General features: G+C 41.5%; 17 protein-coding genes. 3 read left to right on the forward strand and 14 right to left on the reverse strand.

Going from position 1 to position 15,954, the window contains the following annotated elements:
- Positions 1-7: 7 nt before the first annotated feature.
- The 6 genes from hrcA to gpr all read right to left on the reverse strand — a co-directional run bounded on the left by hrcA (position 8) and on the right by gpr (position 7,115).
- Positions 8-1,039: a heat-inducible transcriptional repressor HrcA gene (gene hrcA, locus ACRRMM_RS02830; protein ID WP_008342473.1), complete on the reverse strand. Its 1,032-nt coding sequence runs from the start codon at positions 1,037-1,039 to the stop codon at positions 8-10.
- 81 nt (positions 1,040-1,120) lie between these two features.
- On the reverse strand, positions 1,121-2,260 hold the full coding sequence (gene hemW, locus ACRRMM_RS02835; RefSeq protein ID WP_428828447.1) for a radical SAM family heme chaperone HemW: 1,140 nt from the start codon (positions 2,258-2,260) through the stop codon (positions 1,121-1,123).
- 114 nt (positions 2,261-2,374) lie between these two features.
- The gene (gene lepA / locus ACRRMM_RS02840) at positions 2,375-4,213 is read right to left on the reverse strand and encodes a translation elongation factor 4 (protein ID WP_008342476.1); all 1,839 of its coding nucleotides are present in this window, start codon (positions 4,211-4,213) and stop codon (positions 2,375-2,377) included.
- A gap of 165 nt (positions 4,214-4,378) precedes the next feature.
- Positions 4,379-4,711: a YqxA family protein gene (locus tag ACRRMM_RS02845; protein ID WP_019743214.1), complete on the reverse strand. Its 333-nt coding sequence runs from the start codon at positions 4,709-4,711 to the stop codon at positions 4,379-4,381.
- A 13-nt stretch (positions 4,712-4,724) separates the two neighbouring features.
- Positions 4,725-5,933 carry a stage II sporulation protein P gene (locus ACRRMM_RS02850; protein WP_008342481.1) on the reverse strand — a complete coding sequence of 403 codons (1,209 nt, stop codon included), beginning with the start codon at positions 5,931-5,933 and terminating at the stop codon, positions 4,725-4,727.
- Between the two features lie 66 nt (positions 5,934-5,999).
- On the reverse strand, positions 6,000-7,115 hold the full coding sequence (gpr, locus tag ACRRMM_RS02855) for a GPR endopeptidase (protein WP_008342483.1): 1,116 nt from the start codon (positions 7,113-7,115) through the stop codon (positions 6,000-6,002).
- A gap of 198 nt (positions 7,116-7,313) precedes the next feature.
- Here gpr and rpsT point away from each other — a divergent pair, with 198 nt between their 5' ends.
- On the forward strand, positions 7,314-7,580 hold the full coding sequence (rpsT, locus tag ACRRMM_RS02860) for a 30S ribosomal protein S20 (protein ID WP_008342485.1): 267 nt from the start codon (positions 7,314-7,316) through the stop codon (positions 7,578-7,580).
- A 134-nt stretch (positions 7,581-7,714) separates the two neighbouring features.
- On the opposite strand, the gene holA is transcribed toward rpsT, so the two are convergent.
- Complete coding sequence (holA, locus tag ACRRMM_RS02865) at positions 7,715-8,734, reverse strand: DNA polymerase III subunit delta (protein WP_242730689.1); 1,020 nt, start codon at positions 8,732-8,734, stop codon at positions 7,715-7,717.
- Positions 8,735-8,972: 238 nt separating this feature from the next.
- On the opposite strand from holA, the gene ACRRMM_RS02870 reads away from it, so the two are divergent.
- The gene (locus ACRRMM_RS02870) at positions 8,973-9,107 is read left to right on the forward strand and encodes a YqzM family protein (RefSeq protein ID WP_008342491.1); all 135 of its coding nucleotides are present in this window, start codon (positions 8,973-8,975) and stop codon (positions 9,105-9,107) included.
- 39 nt (positions 9,108-9,146) lie between these two features.
- Here ACRRMM_RS02870 and ACRRMM_RS02875 read toward each other — a convergent pair whose 3' ends face one another.
- The 3 genes from ACRRMM_RS02875 to ACRRMM_RS02885 form a co-directional block, all read right to left on the reverse strand.
- Positions 9,147-11,474 carry a DNA internalization-related competence protein ComEC/Rec2 gene (locus ACRRMM_RS02875; RefSeq protein WP_428828978.1) on the reverse strand — a complete coding sequence of 776 codons (2,328 nt, stop codon included), beginning with the start codon at positions 11,472-11,474 and terminating at the stop codon, positions 9,147-9,149.
- Positions 11,467-12,036: a ComE operon protein 2 gene (locus tag ACRRMM_RS02880; RefSeq protein ID WP_008342495.1), complete on the reverse strand. Its 570-nt coding sequence runs from the start codon at positions 12,034-12,036 to the stop codon at positions 11,467-11,469. The genes ACRRMM_RS02875 and ACRRMM_RS02880 overlap by 8 nt, the downstream gene beginning before the upstream one ends.
- Positions 12,037-12,101: 65 nt before the next feature.
- Complete coding sequence (locus ACRRMM_RS02885; RefSeq protein ID WP_428828448.1) at positions 12,102-12,731, reverse strand: helix-hairpin-helix domain-containing protein; 630 nt, start codon at positions 12,729-12,731, stop codon at positions 12,102-12,104.
- Between the two features lie 90 nt (positions 12,732-12,821).
- On the opposite strand from ACRRMM_RS02885, the gene comER reads away from it, so the two are divergent.
- A complete protein-coding gene (gene comER / locus ACRRMM_RS02890) occupies positions 12,822-13,670 on the forward strand; it encodes a late competence protein ComER (RefSeq protein ID WP_428828449.1) in 849 nt (282 codons plus the stop codon).
- Positions 13,671-13,718: 48 nt separating this feature from the next.
- Here comER and ACRRMM_RS02895 read toward each other — a convergent pair whose 3' ends face one another.
- From ACRRMM_RS02895 to ACRRMM_RS02910, 4 genes are read right to left on the reverse strand one after another with little or no spacing between them, the layout of a single operon-like run.
- Positions 13,719-14,462 carry a class I SAM-dependent DNA methyltransferase gene (locus ACRRMM_RS02895; protein WP_428828450.1) on the reverse strand — a complete coding sequence of 248 codons (744 nt, stop codon included), beginning with the start codon at positions 14,460-14,462 and terminating at the stop codon, positions 13,719-13,721.
- A complete protein-coding gene (gene rsfS, locus ACRRMM_RS02900) occupies positions 14,459-14,815 on the reverse strand; it encodes a ribosome silencing factor (protein ID WP_008342502.1) in 357 nt (118 codons plus the stop codon). Before rsfS ends, ACRRMM_RS02895 begins: the two co-directional genes overlap by 4 nt.
- Before the next feature lie 12 nt (positions 14,816-14,827).
- On the reverse strand, positions 14,828-15,391 hold the full coding sequence (gene yqeK / locus ACRRMM_RS02905; protein ID WP_035390865.1) for a bis(5'-nucleosyl)-tetraphosphatase (symmetrical) YqeK: 564 nt from the start codon (positions 15,389-15,391) through the stop codon (positions 14,828-14,830).
- Entirely contained in the window at positions 15,381-15,950 is a 570-nt protein-coding gene (locus tag ACRRMM_RS02910) for a nicotinate-nucleotide adenylyltransferase (protein WP_008342505.1), read from the reverse strand. The genes yqeK and ACRRMM_RS02910 overlap by 11 nt, the downstream gene beginning before the upstream one ends.
- Positions 15,951-15,954: the final 4 nt, after the last annotated feature.

Genomic DNA, 15,954 nt, shown 5'->3' on the forward strand with positions numbered 1-15,954 from the left:
TATCACCCTACTCATCATACAAATTGGAAAGTGCGTTTGACAAGTCTTTTGATACATGATGCAAAAGACTAACGACTCGCCCGTAATCCATACGGGTTGGACCAATGACAGCGATGGAGCCGAGTGATTTTTGATCAATCGCATAAGTTGCTGTGATTAAACTGCAGTTCTCCATTGCTTCCAAATTGTTTTCTGAACCGATTTTAATGGTGATTCCTTGCTGATTTGGATGAAACAGCTGCATGACATCGTTCTTTTGTTCAATCAGCATCATGAGTGAACGAATGCGGTCAATGTCATGAAACTCTGGCTGGTTCAACATATTAATCTTCCCGCCAAAGAAAAGTTTTGATTCATTTTGTGTTGAAGTGAATGTGTTACCAAGTGCATCTAAAATATGATCATAGTCTTTTAAATGCGTGCGAAGGAGCATCACTACTTCTTTATACATCCTGTCCTTCAGCTGATCCATCGGGACTCCGGCTAAGCGGCTGTTTAAAATATTCATTAGCTTCTCAATATCGGAGACATCAAGATGCTCAGAGAAGGTAATGGTTTTGTTTTCAACATGCCCGCTGTCTGTAATCATAATCGCTACTGCTTTATTAGGCTGGACAGGGACAAGCTGAATTTGCTTCAATCGATTTTCACTTAGCTTTGGACCAAGGACAATCGATGTGTAGTTTGTGAGATCTGATAAAATTTCCGCCGATTTTTGAACTGTTTTTTCCAGCTCAAAAATTTTCTCCTGAAATACTGACTGGATGAGCACAAGCTCTTTAGATGACAGTTTTCGCGGAGAGAGCAAATGATCTACATAATAACGATATCCTTTTTCGGAAGGAATTCTTCCTGATGAAGAATGGGTCTTTTCAATAAAACCGAGTTCCTCCAAATCAGCCATTTCGTTTCTAATCGTCGCAGAGCTGAATGTAATGTCTTCTTTTTTGGAAAGAGTCCTTGATCCAACTGGCTGCGCCGAACGAATAAAGTCATTAATAATGACTTGTAGAATCAAAAGCTGACGATTTGTTAACATCATCATCACCCCTGTTAGCACTCTCTTTCAACGAGTGCTAATTGTATAAACAAAATTACCAAACTCAAATTAAAATGTCAATTATAACTCACCGAGAAACGCTTGAAATACTTCATTTCCTAACAATTTTCCTTTTCTTGTTAAACGAATGCCAATCTCATCCTGTTCAATGAGACCTTTTTCTGCTAATTCTTCAAGAACGGCGGGAAAGAGTGCTTCTGGTGATGCTCCAAATTTCGCTTGAAAGTGAGCACTTTTCACGCCTTCAATTTTCCGCAAACCTAAGAACATTTCTTCTTCGATCTGTTCTGCTTTTGTCACCTGATGCGTTTCCTTATATGGAAACCCTGTTTGTTCAATGAGCTCTAAGTAATGCTTCACTGGTCCAGCGTTCACATTACGGACGCCATCTACATACCCGTGCGCTCCAGCGCCAAAACCAAAGTAATCTTCGTTGCTCCAATAGGTGAGGTTATGCTGGCTTTCAAAACCTGGTTTGGCGTAATTGCTAATCTCATATTGTTTGAGTCCATGCCGTTCCATTTCATCCATGACGAGCTCATACATTTCAGCCTCACGTTCTTGCGGTGGTAAATGCAGTTTCCCTTTTTGCATCAAATTGTAAAAGACCGTCTTTGGCTCGACAATCAGCGAATAAACCGAATAATGCTCTGCACCTAATGAAAAAGCGGTCTCTAGTGAATGCATGACATGATGCTTCTCTTGATGAGGCAAACCAAACATCAGATCAAGACTAATGTTGTCAAACCCAACTGCTCTTGCTCGCTCGAAAGACGTGAGAACATCTTTCTTTTGATGAACCCGTCCGATTTTTTTGAGCAGGTCATCTTCAAATGTTTGAACACCAAAGCTCAGCCGATTAACGCCTGCTGATTTTAAGACATTCAATTTCTCAAGCGATAGTTCGTCTGGGTTTGCTTCTACTGCAAACTCGATTAAGTTTTTGGTTGGTTTTAATACGCGGTGAATGCTGTCCATAAGCTGATCTAACTGGGTGGTTGTCAGTGATGTCGGGGTTCCCCCGCCAATAAAGATCGTCTTTAGTTCTTGCTCCCCTTTTTGATCGATCGTGTGCTGCATTTCTTTTTCAAGAGCGGCTAAGTATTCAGCGACCGGCTGGGTTTTAATGAAAAATTTATTAAAATCACAATAGTGACAAATGTGCTCACAAAATGGAATGTGAATGTATGCTGCTTTCATTTGTTGACACCTTCTTTACAGTTAAAGAGCCGCAGTTTATCGCTGCGGCCTCTTCGTTTGTTTTCGACTATAAACGTCAAGGCGAGCATTGTAAAGCAGGTTGCCTTGAGGATGTTATTTTTTCGGTGTGCTGTCGTCCATTTTCAGCACGGCCATAAATGCTTCTTGTGGGACTTCTACAGAACCCACTTGCTTCATGCGCTTTTTCCCTTCTTTTTGCTTCTCAAGAAGCTTTCTTTTCCGGGAAATATCTCCACCATAACACTTCGCTAGTACGTTCTTGCGCATTGCTTTAATGGTAGACCGAGCAACAATTTTTTGACCGATCGCTGCCTGAACTGGTACTTCAAAGTGCTGGCGCGGAATCAGTTCTTTCAGCTTTTCTACAATGATCTTTCCGCGTTCATATGCATAATCGCGGTGAACAATAAAGGAAAGTGCATCGATTTTTTCGCCATTGAGCATGATATCCATTTTCACTAGAGTGGATGGGCGATAGCCGATTAGCTCGTAATCAAAGGATGCATACCCTTTTGTATTGGACTTTAATTGATCAAAGAATTCGTATACGATCTCTGCCAGAGGAATTTCGTACACAATGCTCACGCGGTTTGCATCAAGATATTGCATATCAATGAAATTGCCGCGCTTTCCTTGGCAAAGCTCCATCACAGAACCAACATAATCATTTGGCACCATCATTGTTGCCTTCACGTATGGCTCTTCAATTCGCTCAATCTTTTGCGGATCAGGCAAATTGGATGGATTATCTACAACGATTTTTTCTCCGTCTGTCATATACACATCGTAAATAACACTTGGCGCTGTCGTAATGAGGTCGATTTTAAATTCACGTTCAATCCGTTCTTGGATGATTTCCATATGAAGCATGCCAAGGAAGCCGCAGCGGAAGCCGAAGCCAAGTGCTTGGGATGTCTCTGCCTCATATTGAAGTGAAGAATCATTTAATTCAAGCTTTTCTAACGCTTCACGCAAGTCGTTATATTTCGCTGTGTCAATTGGATAAAGGCCGCAGTACACCATTGGGTTCAGCTTTCTATATCCAGGCAGAGCTTCTTTCGCAGGGTTTACCGCACTTGTGATCGTATCCCCTACTCGTGTATCACCAACGTTTTTAATGGCAGCTGTTAAATAGCCAACATCTCCAACAGTGAGTTCGTCTGTTGGCATTGCTTTCGGTGTAAATACGCCAACTTCAAGCACTTCAAATTCTTTGCCTGTCGCCATCATCTTAATTTTTTGACCCGGTTTTACGGTTCCTTCGACAATTCGTATGTAAGCAATGACGCCACGATACGCATCGTAGAGAGAATCAAAAATGAGGGCTTGAAGTGGTGCTTCTGGATCTCCAGCTGGTGCCGGCACCTTTTCGACGATTTGTTCTAAAATATCCTCGATCCCGATGCCCGCCTTAGCAGAGGTGAGAACAGCTTCAGATGCATCCAACCCGATGACATCTTCAATTTCTTGTCTTACACGTTCAGGCTCTGCACTCGGCAGATCAATTTTGTTAATGATCGGCAGGATTTCTAAGTTGTTATCAAGAGCTAAATAAACGTTCGCAAGTGTCTGTGCCTCAATGCCTTGTGCTGCATCCACCACAAGAATTGCACCTTCACAGGCAGCTAGGCTTCGAGATACCTCATAGGTGAAGTCGACATGCCCTGGTGTATCAATCAGGTGCATAATATATTCTTCTCCATCCTTCGCCTGATATTTCAGCTGGACAGAGTTTAATTTGATCGTAATGCCGCGTTCACGCTCTAAGTCCATGGAATCAAGTAATTGTTCTTTCATTTCTCGTTGCGTAATCGCCGCTGTTTTTTCTAAAATACGGTCAGCCAATGTGGATTTCCCATGGTCAATATGGGCGATAATGGAGAAATTTCGAATTCTTGATTGCCGTTCTAATCGTTTTTCTTTATCTGTCACAATCTATCACTCCTACTATAAAACGCGGGTTGCGCTAGGTTAGATTATATCAATAGGGCTGTAAAGATTCAATCGAAATCAAGAAAAGCCGCTCATCGGTTAGCGGCTTTTGCGAAAAGGTGTGATATCTTATGAAATAACATCCAACATGATGCTTACAACAGTTTATTTACCATTCACCCAATCATAAAGTGTACGGGCTGCATGCGTCATACCATCTGATAATGCTTTTCCGGCCTTAGAGAAGGCATTAAAGCTCTCCATTTCTTCTAGCTGCTTTTGTTTTTCTGCTAAGTCTTTTTGTGTGACAGCTGTTCCGAGGATAGAGGCTTCTTTTTCTTGATCATCATTCATTTGGACAGTGAAGGCCCCTTTTAATTGCGGATCATGATACCCTTTCATTTGCAGCATGCCATTATTGGCTTGCTGCATTCCTAAAAAGACACCGAATAGCAATACGAGCGATAAAATAATGGTTTTTCCAATAAATGAGCCCATGTCCTCCACCACCTTAAGACCGTTTTTTCTCATCCTTTGCTTTGCCGTCTACCTTTTCTGCGTCCCAGAAAATTTCACTGAACACATCTGCTGCTGCATTGGATGCGTTTTTCAGTTCTTCCATATTATTATCCACACCGCCAAATTCTAATAGGAGGGCTTTGTCAGATAAATCTTGATTATAGATTCCATTATCACCAATTTCTCCTTTGGCAAACACACCGACACTAAGTCCTTTATATTTTTTCTCCATCAAATGGTGGAACTCTGTCGCCAGCTTTAAGTTTTTCTCATAGCTTTGATTTTTCTTCCCTACAACAAAAGCGATTCTCGCATATTTCTTGCCTTTGATTTCTACTGTCGTATCTTTCTTTCTTCTTGAATCCCGATGAATATCGATTAAGTAATCTAGGTCATCATTTTTAGCGAGAGCTTCTTTTACAACCAATCTGGATTCATTATATGATTGAGGATACTTCAACCCTTTTTTCAGCAGTCTTTTTTCAATTTCTGTTTTATCCACTGTGTTGCCGATTCCTTGCTGATCGAGCGCTTTACCAAACATCTCCCCGACAAGGGTGACGTTCACTTTTGAGTGGCGCGCATTGTTTGGGTTTGTTTCTCCTTTTAAAAATGGTAAATATGATTCCGTATTATGTGTGTGATAAATGTATACAGCTTTTCGTTTTCCTGTCGACTGGTTCGGCTCTTTTGCAGGCGTTTTCGGTTCATCTTCATCAAGCTTGTCCAGCTCAGCTAGATTTGCTTCTTTTTCATCTTTGATGACTTCACTTGGAGGCGGCGATTCCATTGGCATATTCGTATAGTCTGTACCTTCACCTGCTAGGATGATTTTTGTATCAAAATGTTCAAAGCCTGGCAGCTCTCTTCCTAGAAAACTGCGGGGGTCTTCTAAATTGATACTTGTGGCAAGTTTGAGTGACAGCCCGGAGAAATGAAATCCTTTTTGATCTTCAGGGACTGCTGAGGAAAAATATTGATTTTCCATCCCCATTAGAGTTGCAAAGAATGCCCCTGACAGCTCATCTGCCACACCATATAATGATGCTTGAGGCCTAAGCTCAGGTTTTAAAGACGTCAAAGCCCCTGACATGACAAACACAACCACCAGAGAGACAATAAACAAAAAAATACTCTTCACTACTTTTGTTCCATTAATCGCAACGACCAACTGTCGAGGACGGCGAGGTCTTTTTTTCATGATTTACTCCCTCCAGCACGCTTTCTAGTAATTACACTATGAGCGAGCTAGAGAAAGTAGAACTGATTAATGATTATAGGAACCCATGTTGTCTTGAGAGATTTTTTGATGAAGTGCTGTATTTAACCCATTGGCGAGTACGTTCGCCATGTCATCAATGAATGTATCCACTTCCTTCGGTGTGACCATTAGATTTTGTCCAAGCGGCGCAAGCACTTCATGGATCAACTGTCTTTTTTCTTCTTCAGGAAGCGTTCCGACGATTCCTAAAAAGGATTGACGCGTTTCATCATCTGGCAAATCTTCTTCATTCAGCACTTTTTTCTTCCCAAATGTCAGACCCGCTGGTACTAAAGATCGGGAAGGTCTATCATCTTTCAGTTCTCTACCAAAATGCTTTAACACGTAATCAATCGTGTCACTTGCGATCGTCACTGCATCGACCACTGTCGGTACACCAATGGCAATGACTGGAATCCCCAAGGTCTCTTTGCTTAATTCTTTTCGTTTATTTCCGACACCCGATCCTGGATGTATACCTGTATCAGAAATTTGAATCGTCGTATTCACCCGTTCTACTGCACGTGCAGCCAGTGCATCGATGGCGATCACAAAATCTGGTTTAGATCGTTCAATGACACCTTGTATAATGTCACTTGTTTCTATACCAGTCAGTCCCATGACTCCAGGCGATAGGGAAGACACCGGGCGATAGCCTTCCTGCACATTCTCAGGCTGTAATTCAAATAAGTGGCGTGTCACCAGCAAATTCTCAACTGTGAGCGGCCCTAAAGCATCAGGCGTGACATTCCAGTTTCCGAGTCCTACGACAAGACAGCTTGCATCTGCCTGAATGCCGTGATCTTTTAAAAACTGAGCAAAATGATGGGCAAAAACTTCGACCACTTTTTCTTGCATCTCAGAGTCTTTCTCCCGAATTCCTTGCGCCTCAAGCGTCAAGTATGTCCCTGCCTTTTTTCCGGTCAGCTCTTCTCCTTCTGTCGTAATCTCCACAGTGCGGATGCGGATGCCGTGCTCTTCCTTCTCCTTCTCAACAATTCCTTGAATACCGTCCTTTTTGACCACATTCGGATCGTTCTCTTGTTCTAGTATCTCTTTTGTTTCAACGGCCAAATCGGTCCGGATTTGATAAGCGCTTAAATCGAGTTTCTGTTTCTTCATGAAAAGGCTCCTTCCATCAAGTAATTAACAGTAGTCTTTCCATCTCGTTCAAGAAACATTCGAGCGCTTCATCAATGAAAAATACTTTACATTTATATTGCATTCTAAAGGTGTGTTTGATAGAATACAATTTGTTCTATTGTGAAGATTTAACCTTAAGACAATTGTGTTTAGGTTGTATCTTAGGAGGTGAAACACATGCCAAATATTAAATCAGCGATCAAACGTACAAAAACGAATAACGAACGCCGTGCACACAACGCAACAATCAAGTCTGCGATGCGTACTGCGATTAAACAAGTTGAAGTTTCTGTAGCTAACAACGATGCTGAGCAAGCAAAAGCTGCTCTTTCTTCTGCTGCAAAACGCATTGACAAAGCCGTTAAAACTGGTCTTGTACACAAAAACGCAGCTGCGCGTTACAAATCAAGACTTGCGAAACAAGTAAACGGACTTTCTGCATAATGTTTGCAACGCCTCAGTGATGAGGCACCTGTTTAACTGTACGTCCGTCCTGAACGGCTCAGCCATAAGGACAGACTGGCAATTATACATCTAAACAAAAACGACCCTCTTTTGAGAAGGTCGTTTTTTTATGTTCAAGCCCCTAATAACCGAAGCAGGAACAATTCTAATAATAGCTGCTTGTCCTTTTTACCCGTTTTCATTTCATAATCAATCGTGGAGAGCTCTTTGACGATGTGCTTTAGCTCTTCTTCTGAAAACAGTCTTGCCTGATCCATCGCGAGTTTGACCCGAAATGGGTGGACTTTCAGGTTTGACGCAATTTGTTTTTGCCCGTATCCCTGTTGAGCAAAGTACTTTGTCTGCAATATCAACCGAAATTGATTTGAAATGAGTGCCAATATTTTAATGGGTTCCTCATTTTGCTTTAGGAGATCATAAAACATTTGCATCGCTTCAGACCGGCGCCTGTTCACGATTTGGTTAATCAGTTCGAAAATATTCTGCTCCAAACTTCGTGCAACGAGCTGATTGACATCCGCCAGCTCAATTTCCTCTCGCTGCCCAATATATGTACTTAGCTTTCGAACCTCTTGAAAAAGTGAGGACAGGCTCCCGCCACATAACATGACAAGCTGTTCTGCCGCTTCAGCCGAGATTGTTTTTCCTTCTGTTTTCACCAGCGTGATAGTGAAATCTGTTGTTTCTTTCGGATTTAACTCTTTCGCCTCAACTACAGCCGCTTTCTTTTTTAACAATTTGGTGATTTTCTTACGTTCGTCCAGTTTTTCATATGGGGCTAATAACACGAGAATTGTGTAGGGTGCTGGCTTTTCTAAATAAGCTTCTAACACGGAAAGCTGATGCTCGATCTTTTCTTTTTTCTTTTCTGCAGTGAGGAAATAAGGGTTCTTGATCACAACGAGACGCCGCTCTCCCATAAACGGAAATGTTTCTGCGTCCGTCACAGCCTGCTCAAGCGGCACCTCTTCCATATCGAAGACAGAGTAATTAAAATCCTTTGTTTCTTCGTCGACGACAGCTTGTCTCAATTTTGCAGCTGTCTCTTGAAGTAAATACGTTTCTTTTCCATATAAGCAATAAACGGGGTGAATATCCCCTTTTTTTAAATTGTTCCATACTTCAAAGACCATTCGCTTAAATCCCTCTCTTTCACTTCCTCCTCTATCCTAAAGTGTGTAGAGACATTAGTAAAGAGGAAGCTGAAAGTGCCGCCTCCTCATTTATAGTAAACGTCTCACGTAAGCTCCCGGGTCAGCTTACAGTCAGACGATATTCACAAAATGATCATGAAAATGGAAAACGGTTACTTTACCTTCTAGCAATTCCAAATGAGTTCAAGTATACTAAAAATAGCCAGGAGGGATGAAAATGAATGAATTTGAAAAGAATGTTCAAAGCAAGCGGAATGATGTGACCGACTCAGCTGTTGGTTTTATCGTCACATTCGGATTTTTCGCCTCAATGTTTATTTTGGCAACTGTGATACACCTCGTTGGATCTTAACTACATGAATGCAAGATGACTGCCGTTTTGGCAGTTTTTTTATTGATTTTGTAAGATATCATATGGAGGATGAGCGTAAAATGTTCCATCCTCTTCAAGAAATTCATAGGTCACACTTCCATCGATATCTGTACGATACACCCTTGTTTGATGATCATTTAATTTTTTCAAAACTTCTTGATGAGGATGCAGATACCGATTTCGTTCACCTGCTGAAATCAGTGCATATGACGGATTCAAATGCTGAAGCCATTCTTCACTTGTTGATCCTTTACTCCCGTGATGCCCAACCTTCAAGACATCCGCTCGTAGCTTGGGGTAAGCTTGAATGATGTCTCGTTCCCCTTCTTGTTCAAGATCCCCAGTCAGCATAAAACGCTTGCCGCCAAGCGTAAAGGTGAGGACCAGTGAATCATTATTTTTACTCGTCACCTGGTCACGTGCTGGATGCAGAACGTCAAATTTTTGTCCTCCAATTCTCAGCTGATCCCCTCTTTCCAACTCATCTACAGGAATCCGTTGATCAGCCGCTTCCTTTAAAAGCTGCGCATCCTCTGGATTTCGAGCAAAGCCTTTTGGGATTGCAAGGCGTTTGACTTTATTTCGCTTTATTAACCGCATCGCTTCTCCCATGTGATCTTGATCTGCGTGGGTAAGGATGAGTACATCAAGTTTTGCTATGCCTTTAGAATGCAGAAATGGAATAAGGGTTTGATCCCCAATTGTAGATACTTTACGTCTTTTTTTCCATGGCTCTTCTTCAAAAGAAAGCCTGCCTCCTGTATCAACTAATATATGCCCGGTTCGATAAGGTAGCTGAATAAACAAACTATCCCCTTGTCCTACATCTAACATCGTGACCTCTCCTTTTTGAAGAAAATTCGGCGTGAAATAGTGTACAGCCAGCACACAAACGAGAATCAAAATCGGCACAAGATAAGATTTGATAGAAGTTTTACATTCCATCACAATGAATAGAAAAACAATGGAGGAAACCTCTAGGAGCACATGCCACCATGTCGATTTCATAAAAATGAGAGTAAGACTATCGTAAGCAGCCATGTGTGCAGACAATTGATGACTAAACTGGATCACCCAATCAAGCAGCTGAAACAGTGTTTGTCCAAGCGGAAGATAAATGATAGATAAAAGAAAAAAGAATAAGGACAGAGGCATGACAACCATTGTATAAAAAGGAACAAACATCATATTTAAAGGAACACTCAGCAAGGAAAATTGTTGAAAATAATATAAAAGAACAGGAAGCGAAGCAAGCTGTGCAATCAAGGAAATGAGAAATAACTGCATCACCGAACTTTTTGCTTTTGATAAAATACTAGTGGATAGCAAAATAAATAAGGTCACCACAAATGACAGCTGAAAACCGACATCAAATATATAAAGTGGTTGAATGGCTAATAAAAGCAAGAACGCTGCACTTAACACGACCGCAGAAGGCTGTTTCATTTCTTTTGGCAGGCTTGTGATGACTAAATAAATTCCAGCCATGAGACAGGCTCTTAACACAGACGGTGCAGCACCTGTTAAACAAGCATAAACCGGCAAAAAGGATAATAAAAAAATACGCGCTGTCTCTCTTGTCACGCCAGCACGGAGTAGACACCAAAATAAACAAGCGAGCAATGTTTGAACATGAAGTCCTGAAATGGCTAATAAATGAATGATGCCAAGCATTTGATAATCTCTTAATGTATCAGGGTCTATTAAATCACGATCGCCAAAAATAAGTGCCTGCACAATCCCAACAGAATTCTTCGGAACGTGATCTTCTAGAAATTTCAACCCCTTCTGCCTAATAGATGAAAGGTCATGTGAAGGGCTGTCATGTTTCGTGCAGCTTTTCATAGACTGCGTTAAGAAAATAGCATCAATGCCTTTTGTTTTTAGAAATTGATCATATTGAAAGCCATTCGGTATGGTTGCTTGTTTAGGCAACCGCATCTCACCTGTCATATGACAGCTCATACCTGGCCCAACATCTTTTAGCGCTTCTTTTTCACGCTCCGTTTGAATCGTATAAAATGCCGCTAGTCGACGATTCTCTGATGAAACAGTCGCTGAAAAGCGATTGCCATCTATTTTCGGGATCGTTTCAATCACAACCGAATGAGAAGATGCTTTTTCTTGCATGGGATGATCCGTTTCAAAAAACTGATGCACCATAAAAATGAGCATATAGATCGTTCCACACAAACTGACCATTAAAAAGAGCTGGGTTGTTTTTTTCAGCAGACTGAAAAGAAGAAATACTAGAAGAAAAAGGAGAAAATACAAATGAAGATGATATGCGGCCAGAGCAATTCCAGCAGCTGCTGAAATCGCCCCGAACGGCAAATACTTAAACATAGGAAGTAAATAATTGATTCGCCTTTTCATGCATTTGACGAATTTCTGTTTCGCTACGTCCTGATTCACTTAGTTTGCCTATTAAATCCGCAACAAAGGCTAATTTTTCTTGGTTTTTTAAGTCAATAATCATCTCATCTAGTTCTACCTGTTCTGTTTGAACTCCGGCCTGTTCAAATAAATCAACAGCATATGGATGATTTTTATAATCCTTCGCATAATACACTGTTCGAATACCTGCTTGAATAATCGCTTTACAGCACTGCAAGCAAGGAAAATGCGTCACATATATTTCAGCATCAGCCGTTGGTGCACCAAATTTGGCACATTGTAAAATAGCGTTCATCTCTGCATGGATTGTACGAACGCAGTGATGATCTATCACATAGCATCCTACATCTGCACAATGCACGTCACCGGCAATGGATCCATTATATCCACCTGCGATGATGCGCTTGTCTCTTACGATCGTTGCCCCAACAGCTAGCCGCTCACAGGTGCTTCGCAAGGCAAGCAAATGGCTTTGAGCCATAAAATATTGATTCCATGAAATTCTCTCCACGAGCTGATCCCTCCAGAATGATGGTTGGTATTAAGTGTACATGCCTTTCTTCTATACCGTCAATTCTACTTGACCGTCAGTTGATTTTTCAGCCGTTCAATGGTCTTCTCTCCAAAACCCGAAATATTCCGTAAATCTTCAATTTGCTGAAATTCTCCATGTTCTTCTCTATACGCAATGATGGCTTCCGCTTTGGCTGGGCCTATTCCGTTAATGGTCTGCAATTCCGCTGCATCAGCTTGATTGACATTCACCCCTTGACTCTTTTCATTTCCCGGCGGCGTATCAGCCGCTGCTGTTTGTCCCCGCTTGTCAGCCTCCCCCTTCTTTCGTACATAAATCATCATACTATCCTCTAATTTTGCTGCTTGATTGATGTCAACTATATCTGCCTTGCTCGTAAAACCACCTGCTCTTTTAATGGCTTCTTCAACTCTGTCCTCAGCCATAAATGCATAAACGCCCGGCTTCCGTACAGCTCCTTTGACCTCTACTACGATGGATGTTGGCTCTTTTTCTGCACTCTCTTGTTTTTCTTCTAATGTGACTTGCGTTTCATGTTGTTCTTTCAATACACCTAGCTCGGCGCTGCCTTTCTCTTTTCCTGCTAAAAAGAAGAAACAGATGATGACGAGGATAATGATTCCCGCTATCAGATAAAGACTGTATTTTTTCAACGAAATGAGCTGCTTCACTTGTTCACGCTTCTTTCAATCATATTTTCACGCTGCTTCACATACTGTTTAGAAGATAACAGATCCTATGCGTCTAAGGAGGGAGAACGTTTGAATATAGGGTTAATCGGTACAGGAAACATGGGTACCATACTTACTGAGGCATTTATTGAATCAAAAGCAGTCAATCCCTCATCCATCACCATTACAAATCGGACCATCGAAAAAGCGTTCAATATAAAAAAGAATCACCCAGAGGTCGAAGTGACGAAACAGCTTTCAGGAGCTGTAACAGATAAAAATTTCATCTTTGTTTGTGTCAAACCACTTGATATTTATCCGCTTTTAAAAGAACTGAGCCCACTTTTAAAAGAACAGCAAACCATTGTCATCATTACAAGTCCGGTTCATCCTGAACAGCTTCAAGACATTGTTCCTTGTCAAACAGCCAGACTGATCCCAAGCATCACCAACCGCGCGTTATCAGGCGCATCACTTTTAACATTTGGTTCATCATGCAATGTCACGACAAAAGCAGCGCTCAGACAACTCGCTTGCCGCATTTCAACACCAATAGAAATTCATCATTCAATCACACGGGCAGCCTCAGATATTGTCAGCTGCGGTCCTGCCTTTATTAGCTTTCTTGTTCAGAAAATGATTGAAGCCGCTGTTGAAGAAACGGATATTTCAAAAGAAGAAGCCACCACCTTATCAGAAGATATGCTTGTAGGACTTGGCCGTTTGATTGAAAAAAGGGTGTATACCCTGCCTACACTGCAAGAGAAGGTGTGTGTAAAAGGCGGCGTCACCGGCGAGGGTATTAAAGCACTTGAAGCAGGTGTTCAAGATATGTTCCATCAGCTTTTCCAGAACACTCATGACAAGTTCGATGAGGATGTAGAAGCGGTTGCGCATCAATACCCGCCGAGTGTGTTTACTGATGATCTCAGAAATTAAACATGTTCGCAATAAGCGAAAAAAGGGTTTTAAAAAACCATCGTTCCATTAAACGATGGTTTTTGGTTTCTTCGCTGAAATAAAATATCTTTCTGCACATTCTTGAGGTGCTTCATTTGTAAAATCAGCGGTCACTTCAATCTGTTCAAAGCCAGCGGACTCAAGGAACTCTGCATATGTTTCAAAAGGAAATGTACGCTGTTCGTGCGTTTCATCATAACGCTCATACACGTCTCCGTCTTTTACAAAAAAGCTTAAATCATGAATGACCGAATATGGATGATCTCCTTGATCACTCTGCCAAATATAGCTGATCTCTTCATCTTGATCGGCATAAGTAGAGCCAGGAAATACCTCTTCCATTTTAAAAGGGGTATGAACATCAAACAATAAAACCCCACCTGTCTCTAAAAGCTGAAACATGTTTTTAAAGGTTTTTTTGACGTCATTTTCGTTTTTTAGATAATTCAAAGAATCACAGCAAATAACCGCTGCTTGAAAAGTTTGTTCAAACCCCTCAAGCTCTCTCATATCTTGATGTAAAAATTGAATAGACTGCTTATGAGCCTGTGCTTTTTGCTGCGCAAATGCCAGCATCTCTTCACTTAGGTCAATTCCTGTGACCATGTGGCCTTTTGCAGCTAACCGAAGAGAGATCTCTCCAGTTCCACAGCCTACATCGATAATCGCACTATTTGGCTTGATATACCGCTGTATCCACTGAACCCATTCATCATAAGGGGCATGTGTCATGAGCTCATCATACACACCTGCAAACCCTTGATAAATCATGAGTTAATGCCAAGCGAAAGCGTTTCTCTCGGCGCATCTCCCCAAAGCTTCTCTAAGTTATAGTATCCTCTTTCCTCTTTGTGGAACACATGAGCAATGACATCTCCTAGATCAATCAAGACCCATCTTGCTTCGTCAAAGCCTTCCATCTTTTTAACTTCGATGCCGCCTTCTTCTGCAAGGTGTTTCACTTCTCTTGCAATGGCCTGTACTTGTTTGTCAGAATTCCCGTGACAAATGAGAAAATAATCTGCAACAAGTGAGATCCCTTGCATATTCAGGGCAATAATGTCCTCTGCCCGTTTATCATCGCACGCTCCTGCTGCGATGTTTAAAATTGATGATGCATCCATCAAAATTCCTCCTTAGTTGTTCTTTTGCACAAGTGAGTTATAAGTAGCAAGTGTATCTGGGAAAACTGGCTGATTCTTTTTCATTAAAAAGCTGACGGTGTTTTTTAAAGATTGAATCAAGGCAAGGTCCAAATCCTGCTCTGCTAACTCTCTTACTTCCTCTACACCAGGAAAATGGCGTCCTGGCTCTATATAATCGGCAACATAAATAACTTTTTCAAGCAATGTCATGTTCGGTCTGCCGGACGTATGGAATTCAATGGCTGTTAAAATATCTTGGTCGTCAATTCCAACTTCTTTTTTGACCAAATAGGCACCAACTGGGGCATGCCAAAGCTCAGGTGAATATTTAAGCAATAGAGGGTTCATCTGTTCTTGCTGGATGATGCCCTTCATTTCTTCTTTCGGTCTAAATTTAGCATAATCGTGGAAAATAGCCGCGATCTCTGCTTTTTTCACATCTGCACCAAAACGTTCAGCTAATGAAATGGCCGTCTCCATGACCCCAATTGTATGTGTATATCTATGCTCTGTTAACTGCTGTTTGACACAGTTTAAAGCTTCTTCACGATTCATATAAATGATGCTCCTTTATATAACACTCAACCGCTTTCGGAATCAAATAATCAACAGGTTTCCCCTGCTTCATTCGCTGCCTAATCAATGTCGATGATACATCAAAAGCCGGAACATCTGCAAACAAAAGAGGATACGCCGTACTTCCTTCATATCCTGGTCTTTTCATCCCAATAAAGGTGATCATCTGAAGCAAATCATCGATTCTATGCCATTTCGGCAAATACTCGACCATGTCCGCTCCAATCATAAAAAAGAACTCATCTTCAGGATGGCGCTTCTTCAACAGCTCAACCGTATCTACTGTATAAGATGGGCCCTCCCGCTCCATTTCAATAAGCTCAACTCGAAAATGAGGATTTGTCTGAATCGCTTTTTCCACCATTTTTACGCGGTGATGACTCTCTGCTCGTTTTCGGCCCGTTTTATGAGGGGGCTTGTGATTTGGGATAAACCAAATTTCATCAAGCCCTACTTGGAAACGCACCTCACTTGCCATCAGCAAATGCCCATTATGCGGGGGATCAAACGTACCGCCGAACAATCCTATTTTTTTCATATCA

Origin of the sequence: Bacillus sp. XT-4 (genome assembly GCF_050864245.1) — a bacterium.
GTDB classification, from domain to species: Bacteria; Bacillota; Bacilli; order Bacillales; family Bacillaceae; genus Bacillus; species Bacillus altitudinis.

Coding starts and splice junctions, on each gene's coding strand:
- ACRRMM_RS02870 (WP_008342491.1), top strand. CDS start 8,973: ATGAATGAATTTGAAAAGAATGTTCAAAGCAAGCGGAATGATGTGACC.
- hemW (WP_428828447.1), bottom strand. CDS start 2,260: ATGAAAGCAGCATACATTCACATTCCATTTTGTGAGCACATTTGTCAC.
- rsfS (WP_008342502.1), bottom strand. CDS start 14,815: ATGGATGCATCATCAATTTTAAACATCGCAGCAGGAGCGTGCGATGAT.
- ACRRMM_RS02895 (WP_428828450.1), bottom strand. CDS start 14,462: ATGATTTATCAAGGGTTTGCAGGTGTGTATGATGAGCTCATGACACAT.
- hrcA (WP_008342473.1), bottom strand. CDS start 1,039: ATGTTAACAAATCGTCAGCTTTTGATTCTACAAGTCATTATTAATGAC.
- ACRRMM_RS02845 (WP_019743214.1), bottom strand. CDS start 4,711: ATGGGCTCATTTATTGGAAAAACCATTATTTTATCGCTCGTATTGCTA.
- ACRRMM_RS02875 (WP_428828978.1), bottom strand. CDS start 11,474: ATGTTTAAGTATTTGCCGTTCGGGGCGATTTCAGCAGCTGCTGGAATT.
- ACRRMM_RS02850 (WP_008342481.1), bottom strand. CDS start 5,933: ATGAAAAAAAGACCTCGCCGTCCTCGACAGTTGGTCGTTGCGATTAAT.
- yqeK (WP_035390865.1), bottom strand. CDS start 15,391: ATGAATCGTGAAGAAGCTTTAAACTGTGTCAAACAGCAGTTAACAGAG.
- gpr (WP_008342483.1), bottom strand. CDS start 7,115: ATGAAGAAACAGAAACTCGATTTAAGCGCTTATCAAATCCGGACCGAT.
- ACRRMM_RS02910 (WP_008342505.1), bottom strand. CDS start 15,950: ATGAAAAAAATAGGATTGTTCGGCGGTACGTTTGATCCCCCGCATAAT.
- holA (WP_242730689.1), bottom strand. CDS start 8,734: ATGGTCTTTGAAGTATGGAACAATTTAAAAAAAGGGGATATTCACCCC.
- rpsT (WP_008342485.1), top strand. CDS start 7,314: ATGCCAAATATTAAATCAGCGATCAAACGTACAAAAACGAATAACGAA.